This is a genomic window from Yoonia sp. 67-2 (genome assembly GCF_035117555.1).
Lineage (GTDB): Bacteria > Pseudomonadota > Alphaproteobacteria > Rhodobacterales > Rhodobacteraceae > Yoonia.
Window position 1 is genome coordinate 1 of sequence record NZ_JAYKPK010000008.1, and the last position, 25,583, is coordinate 25,583.

At 61.0% G+C, this 25,583-nt stretch carries 24 protein-coding genes, 2 riboswitches and 1 other annotated feature; of the genes, 22 read left to right on the top strand and 2 right to left on the bottom strand.

Annotated elements, in window-relative coordinates:
• The first annotated feature begins 154 nt into the window (after nt 1-154).
• The 5 genes from VOY09_RS13155 (at nt 155) to cysW (ending at nt 4,406) form a co-directional block, all read left to right on the top strand.
• Entirely contained in the window at nt 155-295 is a 141-nt protein-coding gene (locus VOY09_RS13155; RefSeq protein ID WP_322894586.1) for an entericidin A/B family lipoprotein, read from the top strand.
• Nucleotides 296-633: 338 nt separating this feature from the next.
• The gene (locus VOY09_RS13160) at nt 634-1,743 is read left to right on the top strand and encodes a sulfate/molybdate ABC transporter ATP-binding protein (protein ID WP_322894585.1); all 1,110 of its coding nucleotides are present in this window, start codon (nt 634-636) and stop codon (nt 1,741-1,743) included.
• Nucleotides 1,740-2,738, top strand: a complete 999-nt coding sequence (locus tag VOY09_RS13165) for a sulfate ABC transporter substrate-binding protein (RefSeq protein ID WP_322894584.1) — start codon at nt 1,740-1,742, stop codon at nt 2,736-2,738. Before VOY09_RS13160 ends, VOY09_RS13165 begins: the two co-directional genes overlap by 4 nt.
• A 4-nt stretch (nt 2,739-2,742) precedes the next feature.
• Complete coding sequence (gene cysT, locus VOY09_RS13170; protein WP_322894583.1) at nt 2,743-3,591, top strand: sulfate ABC transporter permease subunit CysT; 849 nt, start codon at nt 2,743-2,745, stop codon at nt 3,589-3,591.
• On the top strand, nt 3,588-4,406 hold the full coding sequence (cysW, locus tag VOY09_RS13175; RefSeq protein WP_322894582.1) for a sulfate ABC transporter permease subunit CysW: 819 nt from the start codon (nt 3,588-3,590) through the stop codon (nt 4,404-4,406). The genes cysT and cysW overlap by 4 nt, the downstream gene beginning before the upstream one ends.
• A gap of 19 nt (nt 4,407-4,425) precedes the next feature.
• On the opposite strand, the gene VOY09_RS13180 is transcribed toward cysW, so the two are convergent.
• Nucleotides 4,426-5,292 carry an aminoglycoside phosphotransferase family protein gene (locus VOY09_RS13180; protein ID WP_322894581.1) on the bottom strand — a complete coding sequence of 289 codons (867 nt, stop codon included), beginning with the start codon at nt 5,290-5,292 and terminating at the stop codon, nt 4,426-4,428.
• 496 nt (nt 5,293-5,788) lie between these two features.
• A riboswitch (guanidine-I (ykkC/yxkD leader) is annotated at nt 5,789-5,897 on the top strand.
• Nucleotides 5,898-5,963: 66 nt separating this feature from the next.
• Here VOY09_RS13180 and VOY09_RS13185 point away from each other — a divergent pair.
• The 7 genes from VOY09_RS13185 to atzF are packed head-to-tail and all read left to right on the top strand — an operon-like array spanning nt 5,964 to nt 15,375.
• Nucleotides 5,964-7,037: a putative urea ABC transporter substrate-binding protein gene (locus VOY09_RS13185; RefSeq protein WP_322894580.1), complete on the top strand. Its 1,074-nt coding sequence runs from the start codon at nt 5,964-5,966 to the stop codon at nt 7,035-7,037.
• Nucleotides 7,038-7,051: 14 nt separating this feature from the next.
• Nucleotides 7,052-7,870 carry an ABC transporter permease gene (locus tag VOY09_RS13190; RefSeq protein ID WP_322894579.1) on the top strand — a complete coding sequence of 273 codons (819 nt, stop codon included), beginning with the start codon at nt 7,052-7,054 and terminating at the stop codon, nt 7,868-7,870.
• Nucleotides 7,867-8,688: an ABC transporter ATP-binding protein gene (locus VOY09_RS13195; protein ID WP_322894578.1), complete on the top strand. Its 822-nt coding sequence runs from the start codon at nt 7,867-7,869 to the stop codon at nt 8,686-8,688. Before VOY09_RS13190 ends, VOY09_RS13195 begins: the two co-directional genes overlap by 4 nt.
• A complete protein-coding gene (locus VOY09_RS13200; protein ID WP_322894577.1) occupies nt 8,688-9,494 on the top strand; it encodes an urea amidolyase associated protein UAAP1 in 807 nt (268 codons plus the stop codon). Before VOY09_RS13195 ends, VOY09_RS13200 begins: the two co-directional genes overlap by 1 nt.
• Nucleotides 9,494-10,090 (top strand): urea amidolyase associated protein UAAP2, encoded by a 597-nt coding sequence (locus VOY09_RS13205; protein ID WP_322894576.1) that lies wholly within the window; start codon nt 9,494-9,496, stop codon nt 10,088-10,090. Before VOY09_RS13200 ends, VOY09_RS13205 begins: the two co-directional genes overlap by 1 nt.
• A gap of 3 nt (nt 10,091-10,093) precedes the next feature.
• Nucleotides 10,094-13,600 carry a 5-oxoprolinase/urea amidolyase family protein gene (locus VOY09_RS13210; RefSeq protein WP_322894575.1) on the top strand — a complete coding sequence of 1,169 codons (3,507 nt, stop codon included), beginning with the start codon at nt 10,094-10,096 and terminating at the stop codon, nt 13,598-13,600.
• The gene (atzF, locus tag VOY09_RS13215; RefSeq protein ID WP_322894574.1) at nt 13,597-15,375 is read left to right on the top strand and encodes an allophanate hydrolase; all 1,779 of its coding nucleotides are present in this window, start codon (nt 13,597-13,599) and stop codon (nt 15,373-15,375) included. The genes VOY09_RS13210 and atzF overlap by 4 nt, the downstream gene beginning before the upstream one ends.
• Before the next feature lie 80 nt (nt 15,376-15,455).
• Here the strand turns inward: atzF and VOY09_RS13220 are convergent, their stop codons facing one another.
• A complete protein-coding gene (locus VOY09_RS13220; protein ID WP_322894573.1) occupies nt 15,456-16,526 on the bottom strand; it encodes an isopenicillin N synthase family dioxygenase in 1,071 nt (356 codons plus the stop codon).
• Between the two features lie 16 nt (nt 16,527-16,542).
• Between VOY09_RS13220 and VOY09_RS13225 the strand changes: the two genes are divergently transcribed.
• The 10 genes from VOY09_RS13225 (at nt 16,543) to VOY09_RS13270 (ending at nt 25,580) form a co-directional block, all read left to right on the top strand.
• Entirely contained in the window at nt 16,543-16,710 is a 168-nt protein-coding gene (locus VOY09_RS13225) for a hypothetical protein (protein WP_322894572.1), read from the top strand.
• An 82-nt stretch (nt 16,711-16,792) separates the two neighbouring features.
• Entirely contained in the window at nt 16,793-17,881 is a 1,089-nt protein-coding gene (locus VOY09_RS13230) for an ABC transporter substrate-binding protein (protein ID WP_322894571.1), read from the top strand.
• Nucleotides 17,882-17,885: 4 nt separating this feature from the next.
• On the top strand, nt 17,886-18,947 hold the full coding sequence (locus VOY09_RS13235) for an ABC transporter ATP-binding protein (protein ID WP_322894570.1): 1,062 nt from the start codon (nt 17,886-17,888) through the stop codon (nt 18,945-18,947).
• The gene (locus VOY09_RS13240; protein ID WP_322894569.1) at nt 18,944-19,912 is read left to right on the top strand and encodes an ABC transporter permease; all 969 of its coding nucleotides are present in this window, start codon (nt 18,944-18,946) and stop codon (nt 19,910-19,912) included. The genes VOY09_RS13235 and VOY09_RS13240 overlap by 4 nt, the downstream gene beginning before the upstream one ends.
• Nucleotides 19,912-20,712 (top strand): ABC transporter permease, encoded by an 801-nt coding sequence (locus VOY09_RS13245; protein WP_322894568.1) that lies wholly within the window; start codon nt 19,912-19,914, stop codon nt 20,710-20,712. Before VOY09_RS13240 ends, VOY09_RS13245 begins: the two co-directional genes overlap by 1 nt.
• Nucleotides 20,713-20,722: 10 nt before the next feature.
• The gene (locus tag VOY09_RS13250; protein WP_322894567.1) at nt 20,723-21,337 is read left to right on the top strand and encodes a cysteine hydrolase; all 615 of its coding nucleotides are present in this window, start codon (nt 20,723-20,725) and stop codon (nt 21,335-21,337) included.
• The gene (locus VOY09_RS13255; protein WP_322894566.1) at nt 21,334-22,005 is read left to right on the top strand and encodes a hypothetical protein; all 672 of its coding nucleotides are present in this window, start codon (nt 21,334-21,336) and stop codon (nt 22,003-22,005) included. The genes VOY09_RS13250 and VOY09_RS13255 overlap by 4 nt, the downstream gene beginning before the upstream one ends.
• Nucleotide 22,006: 1 nt before the next feature.
• Nucleotides 22,007-22,792 (top strand): MBL fold metallo-hydrolase, encoded by a 786-nt coding sequence (locus tag VOY09_RS13260; protein WP_322894565.1) that lies wholly within the window; start codon nt 22,007-22,009, stop codon nt 22,790-22,792.
• Nucleotides 22,793-22,904: 112 nt separating this feature from the next.
• A riboswitch (TPP riboswitch) is annotated at nt 22,905-22,999 on the top strand.
• A gap of 102 nt (nt 23,000-23,101) precedes the next feature.
• The gene (thiD, locus tag VOY09_RS13265) at nt 23,102-23,893 is read left to right on the top strand and encodes a bifunctional hydroxymethylpyrimidine kinase/phosphomethylpyrimidine kinase (protein ID WP_322894564.1); all 792 of its coding nucleotides are present in this window, start codon (nt 23,102-23,104) and stop codon (nt 23,891-23,893) included.
• Nucleotides 23,894-23,983: 90 nt separating this feature from the next.
• Nucleotides 23,984-24,040: a sequence feature (sul1 is cis-regulatory element that is thought to sense ions involved in sulfur or methionine metabolism; They are found in Alphaproteobacteria), on the top strand.
• Between the two features lie 49 nt (nt 24,041-24,089).
• Entirely contained in the window at nt 24,090-25,580 is a 1,491-nt protein-coding gene (locus VOY09_RS13270) for a SulP family inorganic anion transporter (protein WP_322894563.1), read from the top strand.
• Nucleotides 25,581-25,583: the final 3 nt, after the last annotated feature.

Genomic DNA, 25,583 nt, shown 5'->3' on the forward strand with positions numbered 1-25,583 from the left:
AGCTGGTCTCCATTGCAGATACCAGTTTGAATCATGCCTGCGGCCCGATGTGAATCCCTTTTGTCAACACGGCCTAGACTGTTTTCATTATTCCGCAGGAACCGAATAGCGCGTCGCGCGTTAGCATTGCACACATCATTAACTGGAGACTGTTATGAAAACCACCCGGATCACAATTCTTGCCCTGCTCGCCGCTGGCGCATTGGCTGCCTGCGAAACTGTCGAAGGCGCAGGCCGCGACATTCAAAGCGCTGGCACAGTCGTGCAGGAAACGTCGCAAGAAGCGCAACAGTAATTCCAAAGCAGGGCCTGCCATCAATCATGGCGGGCTCCGCAACATCGGCGTCACAGGTTATTCCCGACCGCGAGACCCGTACAAACTCCGAAAAATGTGCAAGATGAAGTCAGGCGGCCCAGCCCCGACTTTTCAATCGAATAAGAATTTCTTCCCATTAAATTATAAAAACTGGTCATCGCGTTCTCATTCCCGCGATGCCCCGCACATATGTTTTTCCATATAGACCTGCGATGGAATTGCAGCCGTGCCGTATTGTCGGGCAGGTGGCGCGCCCCCCTTGTCGGTTACGCCGGTGGTCTTTACCTGCTGACCGTTACCCGAGAAAGGCGCATCCCATGTCGATCAAGATTTCAGCCATGACCAAACGCTTCGGCCAGACTGAAGTGCTGCGCGGGATCGACCTGTCCGTGCAAAAAGGCGAATTGGTCGCTTTGCTGGGGCCATCGGGGTCGGGCAAGACGACGCTCTTGAAAATCATCGCCGGGCTGGAATGGCCCGATGCCGGGCAACTGGCGGTCGAAGATCAGGATTGGCTGCAACTGGCCGCGCAAGATCGCCGGATCGGTTTCGTATTCCAACACTACGCCCTGTTCCCGCATATGTCGGTGCGCGACAATATCGCCTTTGGTCTGTCGGTGCGTCCGCGCGCAGAACGCCCCGGCAAATCGGTGATCGCGGCCAAGGTCGATGAATTGCTGCATTTCCTGCAGATCGCCCATCTGGCGGACCGTTTCCCGGGCCAATTGTCCGGCGGACAGCGGCAACGTGTGGCCCTGGGCCGTGCGCTGGCGATTGAACCCAAGGTGCTTTTGCTCGACGAACCCTTTGGCGCGTTGGATGCCGCAATCCGCCGCGACCTGCGCCGCTGGCTGCGCGGCGTGCATGAGGCGACCGGGTCCACCACGATTTTCGTCACCCATGATCAGGAAGAAGCATTTGAACTGGCCGACCGTGTCGTCGTCATGGGCGCGGGCAAGATCGAACAGATCGGCCATGCCGATGCGATCCATGATCATCCCGCGACACCTTTTGTTGCGCGGTTCATGGGGGCGACGGTGGAACTTCCCGTCACCTTGCAGGCAGGTCGCGCCGATGGTGCAGGGCTGGATCTGTCGGCCCTTGCCCGCCGCGCGCTGCCCGATGGCCCGGCGCAATTGCTGGTCCGCCCGCAGGATATCACCCCGGTCCCCGACGCAGACGCACCTTGGCGCATCACCACGCGCATGTCGAACGGCGCGCATCTGCGGCTGGTGCTGAACCATCCGCAACTGGGCGAGGCCGAGGCCGATGTCCCCCGCCGCGCCGTCAAGGCCGAGGCGCTGATCCCCGATGCCGCTGTCCGGCTCAGGATCGAGGCGGGCACAATTTTCCCGCATGACCGCCCGCAGCACGCGGCGGCTGACACTCAAAAGACAACCCCAACAAGACTGGAGTCTTCGCGATGAAATTCCCCACCCTGACCGCTGTTGCCCTTGCGCTGTCCCTGGGCGCTGCCCCTGCCATGGCGCAGGATAAAATCCTGAACGTCAGCTATGACATCGCCCGCGAATTGTTCGAGGCGCTGAACCCCGCCTTCGCCGCGCATTGGGAAGAAACGACAGGCCGCACCGTCACCATCGACATGAGCCATGGCGGATCGTCCCGTCAGGCGCGCGCGATCCTCGAAGGGTTGAACGCCGATGTCGTGACCTTCAATCAGGAAACCGATATCGACGTGCTGGCCGAAGGCGGCCTGCTGCCTGCCGACTGGCGCGATCTGCTGCCAAATGGCGCATCGCCTTATTATTCGCTGCCCGCTTTTCTGGTCCGCGAAGGCAATCCGCTGGATATTCAGGATTGGGACGATCTGGCCCGCGAAGACGTTGCCCCGATTTTCCCGAACCCGAAAACCAGCGGCAATGCGCGCTATACCTATCTGGCGGCCTATGCCTATGCTTTGGACCAGAACGATGGTGATGAAACCGCCGCACAGGACTTCGTGCGCGATATTTTTTCCTCTGTTCCCGTCTTCGACACTGGCGGACGTGCGGCGACCCAGACCTTTGCCGAACGCAATATCGGCGATGTGCTGGTCACGTTCGAGGCTGAAACCGGCGGTATCGCTGCCGAATATGCCGATCAAGGTCTGGAACGCGTGACGCCATCGCAAAGCGTCTTTGCCGCTTTCCCCGTCGCTGTCGTGGCTGAAAACGCCGAAAACAACGGCTCGACCGAAGTCGCGACCGCCTATCTGGAATGGCTCTATTCCGCAGAGGCACAGCAAATTCTGGGCGAATATTTCTACCGTCTGACGGATGAAACAATCGCAGCCGAATTTGCCGACAGCCAGGCCGATGTTGAACTGGTGACAGTCGATGATGTCTTTGGTGGCTGGGACGCGATCAGCGACGAACATCTGGCCGATGGCGCGATCCTTGACCAGATCTTTGTGAACCAGTGATAAAATGACCGCCGCCACCGCACCAATCCGCGCCAAGCGCGTCATGCCGGGGTTTACGCTGAGCCTTGGTGTGACGCTGCTGTACCTGACCTTTATCGTGCTGATCCCGATCCTTGCCCTGATCCTGCAAGGGGCCGAGATCGGGCCGGCACGGTTCTGGCAGATCGTGTCCAGCCCGCGCGCGGTGGCAGCTTTTCAGGTGACGCTGACCGCGGCTTTGGTCGCGACACTCTTTAACGCGGTCTACGGCCTGCTGATGGCCTGGGTGTTGGTGCGCTATGAATTCCGTGGCAAGCGGATATTGGACGCGCTGATGGATGTGCCTTTCGCGCTGCCCACCGCCGTCGCGGGTCTGTCGCTGACCGCCTTGTTTTCCGCCAATGGCTGGTTCGGTGGCGTGTTAGAGGCTGCAGGGTTGCAGATCGTCTATACGATCTGGGGCATCGCGCTGGCGATGGCCTTCACCTCTGTCCCCTTTGTCGTGCGCACCGTCCAGCCGGTGCTGGAGGATATGGACCCCGCCTTGGAACAAGCCGCGATCACCCTTGGCGCGCGGCCTTGGGCGATTTTCACCCGCGTCGTATTTCCCGCGATCCTGCCTGCCTGGCTGGCAGGTTGCACCACCGCTTTTGCCCGGTCCTTGGGTGAATTCGGCGCGATCGTCTTCATCGCAGGGAACCTGCCGGGCCGCACGGAAATCGCCGCCTTGCTGGCCTTCATCCGTTTGGAAGAATTCGATTATAACGGTGCAGCCGCCATCGCGCTGGTCCTGTTGGGCTTTGCGCTGATCCTGCTGATCGTTTCGAACTTTTTGCAGAACTGGGCGTCGCGCCATAGGGAGGCGACACGATGAGCCACGCCCTGCTTCCCGGCCAGACACGCCAAGGCGCGCGCATCCTGATCGGCATCGCCGTGGCGCTGACGCTTTTGATCATCGTCGCGCCGCTTGCCTATATCTTCGTGCGCGCCTTTTCCGAAGGCTGGCGCGTCTATGCGCAGAACATCCTCGATCCCGCGACCTTGCATGCGATCTGGCTGACCTCGATGGTGGCGGTGATCGTCGTGCCGATCAATGTTGCCTTCGGCATCGCCGCCGCCTGGGCCGTAGCCAAGCACAAGTTTCCCGGGCGCGGCATTCTGGTGACGATCATCGAAATCCCCTTCTCGATCTCACCGATCATCGCAGGGATCTGCTATCTGCTGCTTTACGGTCGCCAAGGCCTGCTGGGGCCGTGGTTGCAGGCCAATGACCTGCAAGTGATGTTCGCCCTGCCGGGGATCGTGCTGGTCACGATGTTCGTCACCGCCCCCTTTGTGGCGCGCGAGGTTCTGCCGCTGATGCAGGCGCAAGGCACCGAACAGGAAGAGGCGGCAGTGACCCTCGGCGCGTCTGGCTGGCAAGTGTTCCGCCGCGTGACCCTGCCCAATATCAAATGGGCGCTGCTTTATGGTGCGGTGCTTTGCACGGCGCGGGCCGTGGGGGAATTCGGCGGCGTCTCGGTCGTGTCGGGCAATATCCGGGGCCAGACCAATACGCTGCCGCTGCATGTGGAATTGCTGTTCAACGATCTGAACGCCGTGGGGGCATTTGCCGCCGCATCGACCCTGACGCTGATCGCTGTGGTCGCGCTGATCGTGAAATCTGTGCTGGAAGGGCGGCGGGGTTAATCCGCCACCCATCGGTCATTCAGTTTCGTGCGATGGCGGCCCGGATCATTTCAACTTCGCCCAAGCGTTTTTCGCGGAGCGGTTGGTTGCTCTCGTCGATGTCGATGAGTTCCCCCAACCATGCAAGTAACGCGTAATGCATGAGAAGGTCACGATCATAGCCCAGGTTTTCGGTTATTATTTTTACCTGATCGGAAAACACTTGCGCAAAAGCAGACAGGTCCAGATCTGGGCCAGTGTTTGAAAATAAGGATTCACAATTCACGATTGGATGTGCCTTGACACCGCGCGGGTCAATCGCCCGCGCGCCTTGTGGCGTCTGGATCATATTGTCGTAATGCAGATCGCCATGAATAACCCGTTCGGTGCTTCTGAGCGCCAGAAGGCGCTCCAATATTCCCATAGCTTCGACCAGCAATGCCTTGCGCTCGGGGCTCTGAGTGTTCTTGAGTTGCCGCTGCATAAGACGGAACCTGTTTGCCGTTTTACGGCGGTAGGCAAACGGAAAACGGACGCTGCTATTCTCCGTTAAACCACGGATCACGTCACATGCCAGGCGCGTGGCAGTTTCGTAATCGCCCTTGCGCCGCGTGTCACCGACGGTCGGGCCGTCGATCCATTCGCTCAGGACCGCCGCGCGGTAAAAGTCGCTCTGATAGATCTGTGCGATCGCTTTACTATCACTCCCTTTCGAAAATGAGATCGCTGCCCGTTCACCCCGGTATCCGATTTGTGTGTAGAGTTTCAGTTTTGCAGGCCCATGCGGGCTCTCGACACGATAAACTGTTGATCGATAGGTTTGCAGAATTTGTCTGGCATTTTGCAGACCCCACCGTTTTGTAACCACGTCATACGCATTGGCAGGTGGGGAAATATCAAGTCGCAAAGATACTCGTCCTCGTAGATCAGTTTCGACGGTCTGTGCGCCTACCTATCCCATGTTCTGACCAAGTGTCGATCAACCTTTTCCTTTCGGTGACAGAGGGTGCGCAGGGTAAGATGTCTGACAAGAAGGGGGCCATTTCAAAGCCATTTCACCTCCACCAAAGGCCACGGTGCGATGCCCGGACCGAAAAATTGCCAATTGGCAACTCGGCTAAAACACAATTTAAAACAACGATCTAAACCATTTACGCGTCATCCAAGCGACTGGGATATTTTGCCCCTCCACCCGGCATAATGCGGCCTGCGCATGATCCGGTGCAGCGTCTGACCGCCCGCCCGCGCGCTGTCGTCGCGCGGTGATTCCCGCTTGTGGAGCGTCTGAATAATCACCACATCACCTGCTTTATGCCTGATTTTCGGGCAGCGTCTGTCGGCAGGCCGGGTGATCCGGCGTTGCGCGGTTGTCCTGCGCGCATCGCTCATGTGAAGCTGATCCCGAGTAAGGCGGCTAGGGTTCCGGCATGGCAACATGCGCTTGGACCAAGAGCTGCACCTGAGGGGCAGACAGATCCTTCAGGCACACGGCGGGATAAAAGCCCGGGAGACCTCGCACAGCCAAGGGATTGGCGTCGAAGTCGCGCGACCAATCCATTCACCTCGAAAGGGATTGTCATGACGCTACCATTTACCATCAGAACATTGTCCACGCTGGCCATTATCGGGACGAGCTTTCTGGCCGCACCCGTCGCCGCGCAGGAAAAGACCGAATTCAACGTCGCCTGGTCGATATATGTCGGCTGGATGCCTTGGGGCTATGCTGCAGATAATGGGATCGTGGATCGCTGGGCAGAGGAATATGGTATCACGATCAATGTCACCCAGTTCAACGATTACGTGGAATCGATCAACCAATATACCGCCGGTGCCTATGATGCGGTGACGGTGACGAACATGGATGCTTTGTCGATCCCGGCGGCTGGTGGCGTGGATACCACCGCTGTCATCGTCGGTGATTTCTCGGCGGGCAATGATGTCGTGTTCCTCAAAGACGCCGAAAGTATCGCCGATATCGCAGGCCGGTCGGTCAATCTGGTGGAATTTTCCGTCTCGCATTACCTGCTGGCCCGCGCGCTGGATTCGGTGGGTCTGTCCGAACGGGACGTGTCGGTCGTCAACACCGCTGACCCTGATATGGTCGGTGCGTTTCAGACGGCGGATGTGAATGCGCTCGTCACATGGAACCCGATGGTGTCGGAAATCGCCGCCTTGCCTGACGCTGTGCCGGTGTTCGACAGTGCCATGATCCCCGGTGAGATTATCGACCTGATGGTCGTCAATACGGATGTGCTGGAGGCCAACCCCGATTTCGGCAAGGCTTTGGCGGGGATCTGGTATGAAACCGTCACGCTGATGACCGCCGACACGGCTGAGGGGGCAGAGGCCCGCGCCGCGATGGGTGCCGCATCAGGCACCGATCAGGCGGGGTTCGAGGCGCAGATGGCCGCGACCGAGCTTTTTGCCGATCCGGCAGCCGCCGTAAGTTTCACCGCCTCGCCCGAACTTGGCACAACGATGGACCTCGTCCGCGCCTTCCTGTTCGACAAAGGGCTGCTGACGCCGACCGCCACATCGGATGATGCTGTGGGGATTGAACTGCCGGGTGGCACCATTCTGGGTGATCCCGAGAATGTGCAATTTCGCTTTACCACGGAATTCATGCAAATGGCCGCTGACGGCGCGCTGTAAATAGGCCCGCTGCCATGCGCCTGATCAATCAACATCTGTCGCCGCCCGCGCTGCTGGCGCTGAAACTGGCACCTTTCGCGCTGCTGATCATCGCCTATCTGGTGGGATCAGCGGCGCGACTGGCGGATAATCCGGCGGACAAGCTGTTGCCGGCTTTGTCCACCATGGCGCATGCGATTGATCTGATGGCCTTCACCCCGGACCGGCGCACGGGCGATTACCTGCTCTGGTCTGATACGGCGGCGAGCCTGCAACGGCTGGGCGTGGGGCTGGGGATTTCCACCGCACTGGCGCTGGTGGTTGGCGTGGCGATCGGTATCTTTCCAGCGATGCGCGCGCTTTTGGGCCCTTTCGTGGGGTTCGTGTCGATGGTCCCGCCTTTGGCCCTGCTGCCGGTCTTGTTCATCATGCTGGGCCTTGGTGAAGTGTCCAAAATCGCGCTGATCGTGATCGGCGTCGCCCCTTTGATGATCCGCGACATGGCGCAACGCGTCGGCGATCTGCCGCGCGAACAGATCGTGAAGGCAGAGACTTTGTCAGCCAATAGCTGGCTCGTCGTCTGGCGCGTGGTGCTGCCACAGGTGTTGCCGCGGCTGATCATCAGCCTGCGCTTGCAACTGGGCGCCGCCTTCCTGTTCCTGATCGCGGCAGAGGCGATTTCATCCGAAAGCGGCCTTGGCTACCGCATCTTCCTCGTCCGGCGCTATCTGTCGATGGAGATTATCTTTCCCTATGTCGCATGGATCACCTTTATCGCGGCGATGGCCGATTATGGGCTGGACCGGTTGCGCCGCTGGCTGTTCCCGTGGTCGCAGATGGAAGGTGCGAAATGACCGCGCTGTCGATCAAACACGTCTGGAAAGAATACGGCGACCAGATTGTCTTGGAAAATATCTCTTTGGAGATCGCGCCACGGTCTTTCGTTGCCCTTGTCGGGGCCTCGGGCTGTGGCAAGACCACGCTGTTGCGGATGCTGCTGGGGCAGGAACAGCCGACACGCGGCACGATCCTGCTGGACGGCGAACCGCTGCCGCCCGAGCCGGGGCCGGACCGGGGCGTGGTCTATCAGCGCTATTCCGTCTTTCCGCATCTGACGGTGCTGGGCAATGTGATGCTGGGGCCGGAAATGGCCGGGTCGCGGATCTGGGGCCGTCTGACCGGCGCGCCTAAACGCGCCTTGCAGGAAAGTGCCCGCCAGATGATCGCCGATGTCGGGCTGGCGGGGGCGGAAAGCAAATACCCTGCGCAATTGTCGGGTGGGATGCAGCAGCGCCTTGCCTTGGCGCAGGCGCTGATGATGCAACCGCGTGTGTTGTTGCTGGATGAACCTTTTGGCGCGCTGGATCCAGGCATCCGGTCGGACATTCACGCGCTGATGCAACGCCTGTGGCACGCGCTGCCGATGACGGTGGTCATGGTGACCCATGATCTGCGCGAGGCGTTCACCCTTGGCACCCGCATCATCGCGCTGGAACGCACCCGAACAAGGCCCGAGGAAATCGACCGCTATGGCGCGCAGATCGGCAAGGATATCGCGATTTGGCCGCCGCGCGTGGCGGGCGGTGGCACGATTTACGACAACCCGGCGCTGCGGGACGACCCCGCGCTGGACACAATGATCGCGGGACGACCCGACTTGGAGAGGTTATAATGCATATCCACCGCACCGCCGAACAGATCGCCGCTGACCGCCAGCGATACCTTGATTTCCAGCGCGCAGGGATGGAGGCGAAGACGCTGCCGGAACCCAGCCCGCGCCCTGCACCGGAAGCACCCGATGCGCGCCTGACAGAACTGGTGCGGGGCGGCTGGTATACCACGCTGCATCTGAAAGCAGGCGAGGTATTGCGCCTTGTCCCGGGTGGCGCGTCGAGTGTCTCGCTCGCCGCTTGGGCGCTGGCGGATATGAGTGAACGGCTGTGCCTGCCTGATACGGTGAAGCTGCAATGGACCACCGACCTGACCAAAGGCCGCGTGATTTTCTCTGATATGGGCCGGGTGATGCTGTCCTTGGTCGAGGATAGCAGTGGCGCGCATGATGTGCTGACCGGTGGCTCTACGCCCGAAACTGTGGCGGATTACACTGGCGATGCAGCGCGCAACACGCGCGACAACATGCTGCTGGCCGCCGCCAAGCTGGGGCTGGAAAGGCGCGATATTCCTGCCGTGCTGAACCTGTTCGCGCCGGTGCGTGTCGATGCCGAAGGGCGGTTCACATGGCGACCTGCGATGCTGGCAGCAGGCGATTGGGTCGATCTGCGGGCGGAAATGGATTTATTTATCGCCCTCTCAAACTGCCGCCATCCGCTTGACCCGGATGCCGCAGAGGTGCCGCCGGACCTGTCGGTCATGTGCCTGCCTGCGCAGCCTGTCCCCGCAGATGACCTGTGCCGCACGGCGACAGCCGAGGCGCAGCGCGGCTTTGAAAACAACGCCCGCCTGCAAGGAGCGTTCTGATGGACATGATCCACGACATCCCCGCCCGCGCCCCTTGGTCCGGGATCATCCGCAAAGGCCAGACGATCCGGATCGAGGATACTTATGGCCAGCAGGCGATTGATACGTTGTTCTACAATGCCGCTGACCATGGTGAGCGTTATTCATCGCAGGACACCTTGCGCGCCCAAGGTGCCGCCTATGTCACCACCGGCACCGCAATCATGTCGAACCTTGGCCGTGTCATGCTGCGGGTCACTGCCGATAGCGCCGGTCGCCATGATACTTCAGCGGGCTGTTGTTCCTGCGAAAGCAACACGGTGCGGTTCGGCCATGACACAAAGTTCCAGCATGCCTGCCGCGAGAATTTCATTCTCGAACTCGCCCGCCACGGCATGACCAAACGCGATATCGTGCCGAACCTGAATTTCTTCATGAATGTCCCGATCAGCCCCAATGGCGCGATGACCGTGGATGACGGAATTTCCGCGCCCGGTGACCATCTGGAACTGGTGGCGGAAATGGATGTGCTCTGCGTCATTTCCAATTGTCCGCAGATCAACAACCCCTGCAACGGGTTCGATCCGACGCCCTGCCGCGTCATCATCAGGGGTTGAGCCATGTTTGACAAAGTTCTGGTCGCCAATCGCGGCGAAATTGCCGTGCGTGTCATTTCGACCTTGCGGCAGATGGGCATTGCCAGCGTTGCGGTCTGGTCCGACGCCGACCGCTTCGCCCGCCATGTAAGGATGGCGGATGAGGCGGTGCGTCTGGGGCCTGCGCCCGCTGCGCAAAGCTATCTGGATGTGGATGCAGTGATTACCGCCTGCCGGGAAACCGGCGCGCAGGCGGTGCATCCGGGCTATGGGTTCCTGTCCGAGAATGTCGGCTTTGCCGAACGGCTGGCGGCGGAAGGGATCACCTTCATCGGCCCGGACCCCGCGCATCTGCGCGATTTCGGGGCCAAACATACCGCCCGCGATCTGGCGCGCAAGGCTGGCGTGCCGCTGCTGCCCGGCACCGATCTGTTGCCTGATGTCGATGCGGCGGTGCTGGCCGCTGCTGATATCGGCTATCCGGTGATGCTGAAAAGCACCGCCGGTGGTGGCGGCATCGGCATGCAGCTTTGCGCGGATGAAGCCGCCCTGCGCGATGCTTTCGCCGCTGTGCAACGTACGGCGACGGCCAGTTTCGGCGATGCCCGCGTATTTCTGGAACGCTTCGTCGCACAGGCCCGCCATGTCGAGGTGCAGGTTTTCGGCGATGGCAAAGGCCGCGTGCTGGCGCTGGGTGAGCGGGATTGTTCCCTGCAACGCCGCAATCAAAAGGTGATCGAGGAAACGCCTGCGCCGGGTCTGTCGGATGACGTGCGCGAAGCCCTGCACCGGGCTGCGGTGGATCTGTGCGCCTCGGTCTCATATGCCTCTGCCGGGACGGTGGAGTTTATCTATGATCCTTTGCGCGAGGATTTCTTTTTTCTGGAGGTCAACACCCGCCTGCAAGTCGAACATCCGGTGACCGAGGCGGTTTGCGGCATCGACCTAGTCGAATGGATGATCCTACAGGCGGCGGGCGAATTGGTGTTGCCGGACGTTGCTCCCACGCTAAAGGGGGCCGCGATCGAAGCCCGGCTTTACGCCGAAATCCCCCATGCCAATTTCCGTCCGGCGGCAGGGCGGTTGACCGAGGTAACTTTTCCCGACAGCGCCCGCATCGACAGCTGGATTGAGACAGGCAGCGATGTCACCCCGTTTTATGACCCGATGCTGGCAAAGATCATCGTCCATGGCGCGGACCGTGATGCCGCGATCATTGCGCTGCAAGCGGCGCTGGCGGCCACACGGATCGGCGGGGTGGAAACCAACCTGCGTTATCTGCGCGCGATTGCGGGGTCGGAATTGCTCGCCTCGGGTCAGGTCACCACCACCGCGCTGAACAGCTTTGCCTTCGATCCGCAAGTGATCGAGGTCATCGCGCCCGGCGCGCAATCGAGCCTGCAGGAACTGCCCGGACGTCTGGGTCTGTGGCATGTCGGCGTGCCGCCTTCCGGCCCGATGGACCCGCGATCTTTCCGCAACGCCAACCGGGCGCTGGGCAATCACCCTGACACGGCGGCACTGGAACTGACGGTCAACGGGCCGACCTTGCGCTTTGCCACTGCCGCGCGGGTCGCCTTGGCGGGGGCAGAGATGGTGATGACCTTGGACGGCGCGCCGGTCGGTCCCGTCGTCGATGTGCCCGCCGGTGGTGTGCTGGCCATCGGCGCGATCACCGGACCCGGACAGCGTGCCTATCTGGCCGTGGCGGGCGGCTTTGCCGCGCCGCAGGTGCTGGGGTCGCGTGCTTGTTTTGCATTGGGTCAGTTTGGCGGCCATGCCACCGGCACCCTGCGCACCGGCGATGTGCTGGGGCTGGCGCATGCGCCAGTCGGCGATCCGCTGCCCCCCGAACCCGCCGATCTGACGCAGGACTGGCAGATTGCGGTGATTTACGGCCCGCATGGCGCGCCGGATTTCTTTCAGGAGGGCGATATCGCCACCCTGTTCAGCACGGCCTATGAGGTGCATTTCAACTCTGACCGCACCGGCGTGCGCCTCACCGGCCCCGCCCCGAAATGGGCGCGTGATGATGGGGGTGAGGCGGGTTTGCACCCCTCAAACCTGCATGACAACGCCTATGCCGTGGGGGCGATTGATTTTACCGGCGACATGCCGATCATCCTTGGTCCTGACGGTCCGAGCCTTGGCGGTTTCGTCTGCCCCGCCGTGATCGCCAGTGACGATTTGTGGAAAATGGGCCAACTGCGCCCCGGTGACCGGGTGCGGTTCGTCGCTGAAAACCGCAAGGCTGACCCGGTGGCGGGCCCCGCCGTCCATGGTGCCGGATCACCTGTGCTGGGCGGTGACCCGGACGGGCCTGTGCCGGTGGTCTATCGCCGCCAAGGCGATGACAATCTGCTGGTCGAATATGGCGACATGACCTTGGACATCGAACTGCGCCTGCGCGTGCATCTGCTGATGCAGGCGGTTCAGGACGCGGGCCTGCCGCTGATTGACGTGACCCCCGGCATCCGGTCGCTGCAAATCCATTATGACAGCAGCAAGCTGAAGCGCAGCAAACTGCTCGATGCCTTGGCCGAGATCGAAAGCACTTTGCCCGCCGCCGAAGACGTCACCGTGCCATCGCGCATCGTGCATCTGCCTTTGTCGTGGAACGATCCGGAGGCGGTGCTGGCGATGACCCGCTATCAGGATCTTGTGCGCCCCGACGCGCCATGGTGCCCGTCGAATATCGAATTCATCCGCCGTATCAACGGCCTGCCCGACGAAGACGCCGTCCGCCAGATCGTGCATGACGCCAGCTATCTGGTGCTGGGTCTGGGCGATGTCTATCTGGGCGCGCCGGTCGCCACGCCGATTGACCCGCGCCACCGGCTGGTGACCACGAAATACAACCCGGCCCGGACATGGACACCCGAAAACGCGGTGGGTATCGGCGGTGCCTATATGTGCATCTACGGGATGGAAGGGCCGGGGGGCTATCAGCTTTTCGGGCGCACGATCCAGATCTGGAACACGTGGCGGCGCACGGCGGCTTTTGCCGATCAGCCATGGCTCTTGCGGTTCTTCGATCAGATCCGGTTCTTCCCGGTCTCGCATGAGGAATTGACCGAGGCGCGCGCGGCCTTCCCCCACGGCGGCTATGACGTGAAGATCGAGGAAACCACATTCCGCTGGGCCGACCACAAGGCGCGGTTGAGCGCCGAGGCGGACAGCATCACTGCCTTCAAGACCCGCCAGCAGGATGCGTTCGAGGCAGAGCGCGCCCGCTGGAAGGCCGAAGGGCTGGACAGTTTCATCAGCGATGCGGGCGTGGCCGAGGTTTCGACCTCGGATATCGCCGAAGGCTGCGTCGGGGTCGAAAGCCCGATCCCTGGCAATCTGTGGAAATATAGCGCTGCTATCGGCGATAGGGTCGCAGCCGGTGACACAGTCGCCATCGTGGAATCGATGAAAATGGAAATCCGCGTGCTGGCCCCGGCGGCGGGCATTCTGCGCGAATGTCGCGCCACACCGGGCAAGACCCTGCGCGCGGGCCAAGTGATTGCAATATTGGAGGCTGAATGATGTTCCCTGAAATGCTGACGATAGAGGCCGTGCGTCACGCCTATGCCAAAGGTGCCACCCCGCTTGATCTGGCGGAAGAAATCATCGCGCGCCGCCATGCCGCCAGCGATCCTGCGATCTTCATCACGCCTGTCGCTGATGACGATCTGCGCGCGGCGGCGCGCGATGTGATGGCGGGGCCAAGCGATCTGCCGTTATGGGGCATTCCTTACGTCGCCAAGGACAATATCGACGTTGCGGGTCTGCCGACAACGGCGGGCTGCCCCGCCTATGCCTATGATCCGGCGCAGGATGCCGCCGTGATCGCAAGGCTGCGCGCTGCGGGGGCGCTGTGTATCGGCAAGACCAACCTTGACCAATTCGCCACCGGGCTGAATGGGACCCGGTCACCGCATGGCGCGCCGCGGTCGGTGTTTGATGCGGATTATGTCTCTGGCGGGTCATCGTCGGGGTCGGCGGTGGCGGTGGCATCAGGGCTGGCAACCTTTGGCCTTGGCACGGATACCGCCGGATCAGGTAGGGTGCCTGCGGCGTTCAACAATCTGGTGGGCATCAAGCCGACACCGGGGCTGGTGCCCAATACTGGCGTCGTGCCTGCCTGCCGTTCTGTCGATGTGGTGACGGTATTTGCGGGCTGCGTCGGCGACGGGATTGCCGTGCGCGCGGTGATGGACGGCGTCGATGCGGGCGATGGGTTCACTCGCCCTGCGCAACCTGTCGGCATTCGGCCTAAGCCCCGCATCGGCGTGCTGGCGGGGGCGGAGCGGGAATTCTACGGCAATGCCGCTTACGTCGCGCTCTATGATGCCGCCATCGTGCGGGCCGAAAGTCTTGGCGCGACCATTGTCCCCTTCGACTATGCGCCGTTCCGGGAAGCAGCGGCGCTGCTTTATGACGGACCATGGGTCGCGGAACGGCTGGCGGCGGTGGAAGATTTCTATGCCACCAATGCCACCGATTTCGACCCGACCGTTGGCGGGATCATCGGCGCAGCCGGACGCTACAGCGCGGTCGATGCTTTCAACGGGCGCTACCGGCTGGAAGAACTGCGCGCGCAGGTCGCCCCGGTCTGGGATCAGGTCGATCTGCTGCTGCTGCCAACATCGCCGACGATCTATAAAGTTGCTGACATGCTTGCCGATCCGGTCACCAAGAACAGCCATTTCGGGCGCTACACCAATTTCGCGAACCTGCTGGGCTATGCCGCCATCGCCGTGCCTGCCGGGATCACGCCGGACGGTCTGCCGGGCGGTGTCACCCTGATTGGCCCGGCGTTCAGCGATGATGGTCTTGCGCCTTTCGCTGACGCCATGCATCAGGCCGCGGGTTGCGGGATGGGCCGCGACACGAGTGCCGCGATCCCGGCTCTGGATGCGACCACCGTTCCCAAAGGCATGATCGCCCTTGCCGTCGTCGGCGCGCATCTGACCGGGATGCCGCTGAACCATCAACTTACTGATGCAGGCGGGCGGCTGATCGCGGAAACCACCACCGAGGCGCGCTATCGGCTCTATGCGCTCGACGGGACCGTGCCGCCGAAACCGGGTCTGATCCGCGATCCAGACGGGGCCGCGATCAAGGTGGAAATCTGGGCTTTGCCCGACGCGGGTTTTGGCCGTTTCGTCACCGCGATCCCGGCCCCTTTGGGCATCGGCAAACTGATCCTTGCGGATGGCAGCACGGTGTCAGGGTTCCTGTGTGAACCTCATGCGATCACAAATGCCAAGGACATCACCGATTTTGGTGGTTGGCGCGCCTATTGCGCCAGCCTTTGACATCTTCCGAGGTTAAATATCCCCGCCGGAGGCTCCAACCTGTCCCGCGCCATTGCCGCCAGCAATGACGCGGGGCGGGTTTATTCGGCCACCATCACCCGTGCTTCGCGTTTAAACGGATTCTCTTCCGGCACCTCGTAGTCAGTCGTGAATACGCCCTTTTCGCGGGCATCGGCCATGTAGCGGAAAGCGTTGACCGTCATCCGCATCAGATGTTCACCGGCTTTGAGCGGTGGATATTTCGCCACGGTTTCCGGCGTGCGGAATTTTTCCAATGGTTCCACCACGGCATGGTAATCCAGCCCAAAGAACAGCGGGATAGAATAACGTTCGTGCCCGATGTTATTGACCCGGTGCTGGGTGGATTTGAACTGACCGCCCGACCATGTCTCGAAGATATCGCCGATATTGACGACGAAACAGCCGGGCAGGGGCGGGGCCTCGATCCAGTCGTCATCGGCGTTCATCACTTGCAGGCCGGGGCCGCCCTGCATCAGGATCGTGAAACATTCGAAATCCGAATGGGACGCGATACCGACGACTTCCTTGGTCGCGGGCATGTCATTGGGGACATAACGCAAAAGGCGCAATTGCGACGTGGGGCAGGTGATATGCTGCAACAGATCGGCGGGATCGACGCCGAGTTCCAGCGCCAAAGCATCCAGCATCCGCAGACCAAGCGCAAAGACCGCGTCATAATATGTGGCGATCGTGTCCTGCCAACCGGGCAGGTCAGGCCAGATATTGGGCCCGGTCATCCGCCATCCGGCAAGATAATCCGGATGATCGGCCGGGGCCTCGTACGACATGTCCCAGGCTTCGTTGAAATTGATCTTTTTGGGGAAGTTCGATCCGTTTTCTTCCAGCGGGACATAGCCGCGATGATGGGTGGTGAAGCCGGACCAATATTTCATCTTTTCGCGCCGGGGCAGGTCGTGAAATTGTTTCGACGCGGCAAAGGCGGCATCGATCAGCGCCTGATCAATGCCGTGATTGCGGATGTAAAAGAACCCTGATGTGCGCGCGGCATCGCCAAGCGCCTTAGCGACTTCGGCCTTTTGCGCGGGATCGCCAGAGCTCAACCCACCAAGGTCGATGACGGGCAGGTTCGCTTCGGCGACGATCAGGGCGTGCTGGTCAGTATCGGGCATAATGGACTCCTTTTGAATGCGGTTGCTGACAGCGTTCGTCAGCGCCCTTGCCGCAGGCAAGCCTGCCGCCGCTGCGGCGCGCGGCTTTGGCAAGGATGCCTGTTTTTTGTCAACTCTGCGCCAGGACTGCCTGCATTTGCAGCGAATGCAGGCGCAGCATCGCGGCGGCAGGCGGCAATGTTGACAGGGCAAGGGCAGGCTTGGCCTGCTGATGACATCAGGACGCAATGCTGCGTTCACAGCGTCATTTCATCAGGGGACATCCAATGCCACATTTCAAAATGAACCGCCGCAATCTGCTTAAATCCGGGGCCAGCGCGGGCGGGCTTGCACTGGCCAGCGGCGTGATCGGCACGCCGCTGATCGCGCAGACGCGCAGTTTGCGGGTCGCGTCATACGGTGGCTATTTTGAAAACAGCTTCAAAGAACACGTCTTTCCCGCCTTCACCGCCGCGACCGGGATCGAGGTCGAAAGTGTCACGCAGCCCAATTCCGCCGATTGGCTGGTGACGATGCAGCAGGCCACCTCTGCCGGGTCGGTACCGACGGATCTGTCGCTTTACGCGCGTGATACGATGATCAAGGCCAGCCGGTTGGGTGATCTGATCTCGCCCCTTGATATGGCCGCGATCCCCGATGCCGCCAATCTGGACGGCTATTTCATTTTCGAGGATGGCACCGGCCCCATTGGTGTCGGCGCCCTGTCATGGTTCAGCGCGATGGTGATCAACCCCAATGAGGTGACAGCCCCCGAAAGCTGGACCGAATTCTGGGATAGTTCAGTCTATGAGGCGAGCCTTGGCATGTCCAAGAATTTCAATTCCCAATTGCTCGACATCATCGCCGCGACCTTCTTTGAGGGCGAGGCGACCTTTGCCACCGATGACGGGATCGTGGCGCTGATCGAAAAAGCCGCGGAACTGAAGCCCAATGTCGCGTTGTGGTGGACCGCCGAAAGCCAGATGGAACAATCCATGAAGAACGGCGATGTGATCGGTGGACAATATTATCATGACGTGGCGCAATTGATGGCCGCTGACGGGTTCCCGATCCAGTCGGTGTTCCCGAAAGAAGGCAATCCGCAGGATTATGGATCATGGTGCCTGTCGTCCCTGTCCGACAAGGCTGCGGAAGCGGCAGAATTCATCAACTTCACCTCGCAGCCTTCGACGCAGGCGCTGATGTCGCGGATGATCGGGACCGCCCCGCTGGTTGACGTCGCGATGACCGATCTGACGCCGGAGGAATTCGGCTCCGTCTCCGGCACGCCCGCGATCCGTCCGGCCTATGAGGCTTATCTGGACAAGGAAACCTTCATCAAGGAATCCTGGGACCGTATGCTCGCCGGGGCATAAGGGCATGGCCGGGCTGAGTCTGAAATATATCCGCAAATCCTATGGTGATGTCCGGGCGGTCGAGAATGTCAGCCTTGATTTCACCGATGGCGGGCTGACAGCACTGCTGGGCCCGTCAGGCTGTGGCAAAACCACGCTGTTGCGGATGATCGCGGGGCTGGAAGACCCCAGCGCCGGGTCGATTTCGCTGGGCGGGCGGGATATCACCCGCCTGCCTGCGCATAAGCGTAAATTCGGGATGGTGTTCCAGTCTTTCGCTTTGTTCCCGCATCTGAATGTCAGCGACAATGTCAGCTATGCGCTGACCATTGCCGGCACTCCGCGCGGGCAGGCGGCGGCGCGGGCGCGCGAATTGCTGGATCTGGTGCAATTGTCGGCCTTTGCCGAACGGCGGATCGGGGAATTGTCCGGCGGCCAGCGTCAGCGCGTCGCGATTGCGCGGGCCTTGGCGCAGGAACCGGATGTGTTTCTGCTGGATGAGCCGATGTCCGCACTCGATGCCAAATTGCGCGAGGATATGCAGGTCGAGCTGCGCCAGTTGCAGCAGCGCCTGGGCATCACCACCATCGTCGTGACCCATGACCAGCACGAGGCGATGACGATGGCGGACAGTATCGTCGTCATGTCGCAGGGTCGGGTCGAACAGATGGGCACGCCGCAGGCGATTTATCACCATCCCGAGAATGCCTTTGTCGCGGATTTCATCGGCAAGGCGAATTTCTTCGATGGTGTGACGGAAGGTGGCAATGTCCGGATTGGTCAGCATCTGCTGCAGGTCACACCGCCCGCGAATTTCATCGACGGATCGCCTGTGCGAATGGCGGTGCGGCCTGAAAAGGCAATGCTGGCGGGGGCAGATGACATCAACCGCCTGCCTGCGAAAGTGACCTTTGTCCGCGATGTCGGGCCGGTGCAGGATATCCATCTGGACACACCCATCGGGCGGATGATCGTATCCGACAGCGAAAGCGGGCAGCCTTTGCGCATCGGTGATGCTTTGCAAGTGACGCTGCCTGCCGATGCGATCCATGTCTTTCCCCGCCTGTCCGATCAGGCCGCCGCATGACAGCTGTCGATAGCCCCAAGGCGAACCTGTCTGCAGAGACACCGCCGACGCGAAGTCCCTGGGGGACTTGGGCGCTGGCGCTGGTGATCGGCTTTCTGTGTGTCACGCCGTTCGTTCTTGTTATCGTCATCTCCTTTGGGCAAAAAATCGAAGGCGCGGGCTGGGCATGGGATTTCACCTTTGCCAATTACCAACGCTTTTTCGTCGGTGCGCTTTGGCCGGAGGAGGTGACGCTGCTGCACCTGCAACGCTTGTATTACGCGCTTTACTACGCCGTCATCGCCTCGGTCCTTGCCGTGCTGACCGCCTTTCCTTTCACCTATCTGCTGACCCGTCAGTCGCGGCGCGCGCAAAGCATCTGGCTCGTCTTCATCCTCGCCAGTCTGTCGCTGTCCGAGGTGTTCATCGTCATGGGCTGGGATGTGCTTTTGTCGAACCGTTCCGGCCTGCCGATGTTGTTCGAGGTGTCGGGGGCAACCGATTGGCTGAAAGAAACCGGCTGGTTCGAGGTGCTGCGCGAATGGGGGCTGGCGAACCCGCGCAATGTGAAATTCAAGACCTCGGAATTCGCGACAATCCTGACCATGTCCTACCTCGTCTGGCCCTATGCGGTGATCCTGCTGTATCCGGCCCTGTCCCGCCTTGACCCCAGCCTGACAGAGGCCGCGCGCACCATGGGTGCAGGCCCCGCGCGGGTGATGACCTCGGTGATCCTGCCCACGGTGAAACTGCCGCTGATCGGCGCCACCCTGTTGTTGTTCGTCTTCCTGCTGGGCAGTTATGTCACCGTCGTGGTTTTCGCCGAACCGGCCAAACAGACCACCGCCGTGGCGGTCTATGAAAGCGTGAGGGGCTCAACGCTGGACGCACCCTTCGGTGCGGCACAGGCGGTGATCCTGTTGGTGACTGCGGCGGCATTCCTTGCGCTGGCGCAATATCTGACCAAAAGATCGGAGGCCCGCTGATGGGGCGCACATTCGGCCATATCTTCATGGCGCTGTCGGGGCTGGTGCTGGCCCTGCCGATCATCGTTGTCGCAGGGGCATCGTTGAACGGCGGGCGCACGATGCTGTTCCCGCCGGAGGACCCCAATTTCGCGCGCTTCGTCGAATTTTTTGTGACCGAAACGATCTGGGTGCAGGCCTTGCAAAATTCCATCATCGTGGCCTTTGGCGCGTCAACTCTGGCGGTGCTGCTCGCCTGGCCTTTGGCCTATATCCTTTGGGCGCGGGGCAGCAAGGCGTCCAAGGTTCTGGCGGGCCTTGGGTCATTGCCCTTTGCCTTACCGCCCATCGTGTTCGGCGTCGGGTTGGGGTTCCTCTGGGCCTTTACCGGCAATCTGGGCGCGCTCTGGGTTGGGATCGTCAGCCATGCGGCGCTGTTCATGGCGCTGCCTTTGGTGACCATTTCCATCGGGTTGCAATCCATCGACCGCGCGCATCTGGACGCCGCCGCGACCATGGGCGCGACCGAGGCGGTGACCTTCCGCACCGTGATCCTGCCACAGACGCTGCCCTATTCGATCTCGGGGTTCTTTTTCGCGCTGGTGCTCAGCTTCAACGAATTCATCGTGATGTTTTTCGTCTCTGCCTCGGCCTATGCCACGGTGACGCTGCAGATCTTCAATTCCCTGCGCAACGGTTACACCCCCACGATGGCGGTCGCGGCTGTTGCTTTCATCATCGTATCACTCGCCGTCTTTTCCGCTGTCGCCCGCTGGGGCGACCTGCCGCGCCTGATGGGCGCGGATCAATCCCGCAATTAAGGAGGTTTCCATGCCACGCCAACCTATGCTTGTCGGTCAGCCCGTGCTGGTCGTGATCGATATCCAGAAATCCGCTTTCATGGATCACAAGGCCGGTATCCCCGCCATGCCGGACTATCGTGCCAATATGGAACGCGCGCGCAGCGTGGTGGATGCGGCGCATGACGCGGGCATTCCGGTGGTGTTCATTCAGGAAATCCACCGCCGTGATATGGTGGATTACGGGCGCGAACTCGACGGAACCGAGGATGTCCATTGCATGGAAGGCGAACCCGGCACGCCGGTCGCGTTCGAGGAAATGGGGCGCAAGCCCGGCGATTACTTCCTTCATAAACGCCGCTATTCCGCGTTCTACGGGACCGAACTGGAAATCCTGCTGAAAGGGCTGAAGGCGCAGACCCTGATCCTGATCGGCGGGCTGACCGATGTCTGCGTGCATTACACTTTCGCGGACGGGCATCAGGGCGATTATTATTGCCGGGTCGTGGGCGATTGTGTCGGCGGGTCATCGACCGATGCGCATGAGGCCTCTTTGAAAGCGATGGAATATCTGCAAACCGGGGCTGTCGTCAGCGCGGGGCAGATCATCGCGGAATTGAGTAAACGGCAACAGGCTGCCGCGTGATCACCACCAAGGATCTGCAAGGCCATTGGCGGCGCGACTGGATCACAGCGCCGGGATATGAGGATGCCACCACCCATGTGCATTGGATGCAGGCGGGTGATTTATTCGCCGACCTGCGGGTGCCGGCCGATCTGCCCGCGCTGACGGGCACCTGCCTTGCCGATCTGGGTGAGGCGGCATTGCAATCGCTGCTGCGGATCGAGGGCTTTGCGGGGCAGATCACCGTCACCGACAGCCAATGCACTTGGCATCGCGAAATCAACTGGCAAGGGGCCTTGGCCCGCCCCGATGTCGGTGCCATGTCATTGGACAGCGGCGTGCTGATCGAGGACGGCGTGCATGCCGAGTATCGCGAGGCTTGGCTGGCGCAAGCGACCGCGCCGTTGCGGGGGCTTCGGATCGCATGGGGTGACATGACCGGTGTGCTGATCGCCAGCGAGGATCGTTTTCTGTTCGGCATCGGTCCCGCCCCACAGGACCGCCCGGTGCCAGAGATTTTCACCAGCCATTATGCCTTGGGCCATTGGGACGGCGCGACGGGTATCGCTGATCTGTCCACCAATCCTTTTACTTGCGGCCAGCCCGTCATCACCCGCGATACCGGATTCATCTGGCACGCGCCGCTCTTCACCGGCGGGTCGGACCCGCGTCCTTTGAAAGTGCAATGACATGAAACTTCCCGTCGCTGAAAATTGGTTTACCGCGCGCGAGGTCGGCCCCGATGTCACCCTGATCCTTGAGCCGCATGTCCATGTGCTGGAACAGGCGAATATGTTTCTGGTGCAAGGCCGCGACCGCGACATGATCCTTGATACCGGGATGGGGATCGTGCCGTTGCGCCCGTACCTCGACACTTTGCGCCGCGATCCGGGGAAAGAGATTATCTGCGTCTCATCCCACACCCATATCGACCATATCGGCGGGGTGCATGAATTCGACATCCGTCTGGTGCATCCGGCCGAGGCCGAGGAAATGGCCGCGCCATCCGGTCTGAACTCGCTCTATCGCGACGACATGCCCGCGCGGCTGATCCAGACCTTTCTGGACGCTGGTTATCCACCGCTGGACGAGGTGTTGATCGATGCATTGCCGTATGAGGGCTACGACCCACGGTCCTACGTGCTGCGCGGCGCACCGGCGACGGGCTTGCTGCAAGAGGGCGACAGCGTCGATCTGGGCGATCATGTCTATGAGATCCTGCACCTGCCGGGGCATTCACCGGGGGGCATCGGCCTGCTCGAACGTGCGACCGGCGTGCTGTTCGGGGGCGATGCGATCTACGACGGCCCGCTGATCTATGACGGGCCGGGCATGTCGGTGCCGGATTACCTGAGTACTTTCGCCAAACTGCGCGCGCTTGAGCTGACGCTGATCCACGGCGGCCACGACCCAAGCTTCGGGCCAGAGCGGCTTGGTGAGATCATGGATCATTACGAGGCGATCTGGCGCGCGTAAGGGGGAACGCTATGCCGATAAGCCCCAATACCGCGTGAGCGGCGTCGTCCATGAACACAGAACAGGCAAACGTCACCTCTTCTTGACTCAGCCCCGCTGATCTTTACCCTCACTATCACGACAGGGGCGTCCGCGATTGCGGGCTGAGAAGCACCCTTTGAACCTGAACCAGATCATGCTGGCGTAGGGAGTCCGTGATACGCCCGGCCAAGGCTTGTCTGGTCCGCGCATCACTGACCCCCGATCCGGCGGGGGACATGCGATGACTGAAAATGATCACAGACGTGCCATCCTGCGGGGTGCAGCAGGATGATTGCGAATATCCTGTCCATCGCAGGCTCTGACCCATCCGGCGGGGCCGGTATTCAGGCGGATATCAAGGCGATTTCGGCCAATGGCGGCTATGCGATGGCGGTGATCACGGCGCTGACGGCGCAGAATACGCAAGGCGTGACAGCGGTGCAGATGATCCCCGACGATATGGTCGCCGCCCAGATCGCCGCGATCCGGGCAGATATCCGCATTGATGCGGTCAAGATCGGGATGCTGGGCGATGCCGCGATCATCGCGGCAGTGGCGCGGGCCCTGCAGGGGCTGCAGGCGCCCATCGTGCTGGACCCTGTGATGGTGGCCAAAAGCGGGGATCGTCTGTTGCAAACGGCTGCGGTGGACGCCTTGCGCGACATGCTGGGGATGGCGGCGGTTATCACGCCCAACCTGCCGGAAGCCGCCGATCTGCTTGGTCAGTCAGAGGCCGCCACCCGCGACCAGATGCAGGCGCAGGCGCGGGATTTGCTGGCGCTGGGGCCAAAGGCGGTGCTGCTCAAAGGCGGGCATCTCGCTGGGGATGATTGCCCTGACCTGCTGGCCGACGCCACCGGGCTGACCTGGCTGCCGGGCACAAGGCAGGCGACGCGCAAGACCCATGGCACGGGTTGCACCCTGTCATCTGCGCTTGCGACATTGCTGGGGCAAGGGGTGCCGCTGGTGCAGGCGGCGGCGCAGGCCAAAGCCTATGTCGCGGATGCGATCACAGGGGCGGATACCTTGACCGTCGGGCAGGGCCACGGCCCGACGCATCATTTTCATCGTTTCTTCTGATGCGATCCGCGGCCCCTTTGTGAAGTTTTTGCCTGAATTGCAAAGGTGGGTTGGCATGCGTCAGACTTCGTGTATATCGCGTCTTGTAAACATGGACCCGAGGTAAAGCTTGGGTGGCTCTTCCGGCCGCTGATCCGCCGGACAACCTGTTAAAACCAATGTTGTCGGCCCATGACGCCGAACAGGAAAGATTTACATGATATCTCTCGATACATACCGGGCCGAATGGTTCGGTAACATCCGGGGCGACCTGCTGGCGGGGCTTGTCGTCGCCCTTGCCCTGATCCCCGAAGCCATTGCCTTTTCAATCATCGCGGGCGTGGACCCCAAGGTCGGGCTTTACGCCAGCTTTTCCATCGCGGTGCTGATTGCCTTCACCGGCGGACGGCCCGGCATGATCTCTGCCGCGACGGCGGCGACGGCGGTGCTGATGATCACGTTGGTGCGTGAACACGGGCTGGAATATCTGTTGGCCGCCACCGTGCTGGCCGGTCTGATCCAGATTGGGGCGGGTGTGCTGAAGCTTGGCTTTATCATGCGCTACGTGTCGAAATCGGTGATGACCGGCTTTGTCAACGCGCTGGCGATCCTGATCTTCATGGCGCAATTGACCGAACTGGACCCCGCGCTGGTCACATGGCTGACCTATGTGTTGGTAGCTGCAGGTCTTGCGATCATCTATCTGTTCCCGCTGATCACCAAGGCGATCCCGTCGCCGCTGGTCACCATCATCGTGCTGACGGCGCTGGTGATGTTCTTTGGTTGGGACGTGCGCACCGTAGGCGATATGGGTGCCTTGCCCGATACGCTGCCTGTGTTCCTGATCCCGCAGATCCCGCTGAACTTTGAAACCTTCATGATCATCCTGCCCTATTCCATCGCGGTCGCCATCGTCGGCCTGCTGGAAAGCCTGATGACGCAGAATATCGTCGATGATCTGACCGACACCAAATCCGACCGCAATCAGGAATGTATCGGTCAAGGTATCTCGAACACGGCAACGGGTTTCATCGGCGGGATGGCAGGCTGTGCGATGATCGGGCAGTCGATCATTAACGTCAAATCTGGCGGGCGCGGGCGGTTGTCCTGTTTCGCTGCCGGGGTATACCTGTTGTTCATGGTCGTCGTCCTGGGTGATCTGGTCAGCCAGATCCCGATGGCGGCGCTGGTCGCGATCATGATCATGGTCAGTATCGGGACATTTTCGTGGTCATCAATTCAGGCACTGCGGACGCATCCGCAATCCTCATCCATCGTGATGATCGCGACGGTGGTGACGGTGGTCTATACCCATAACCTCGCCATTGGCGTGTTGGTCGGTGTGTTGTTGTCGGGTATCTTCTTTGCCGCCAAGATCGCGCAGCTGTTCAAGATCAGCACCACGATCTCGCCCGATGGGCGCGAGCGGACCTATATCATCGAAGGCCAGATGTTCTATGGCTCGGTCGAGGATTTCATGAATGCCTTTGATTTCAAGGAAGCCTTGGACAGGGTCATCATCGACGTCAGCCAGGCGCATATCTGGGATATTTCCTCGGTGCAGGCGCTGGATATGGCGATCCTCAAATTCCGCCGGGACGGGGCAGAAGTTGAAATCGTCGGCATGAACGAAGCGACAGAAACCATCGTGGACAAGCTTGCCATTCATGACAAGCCCGGCGCGATGGACAAGTTGATGTCCCATTAAGGA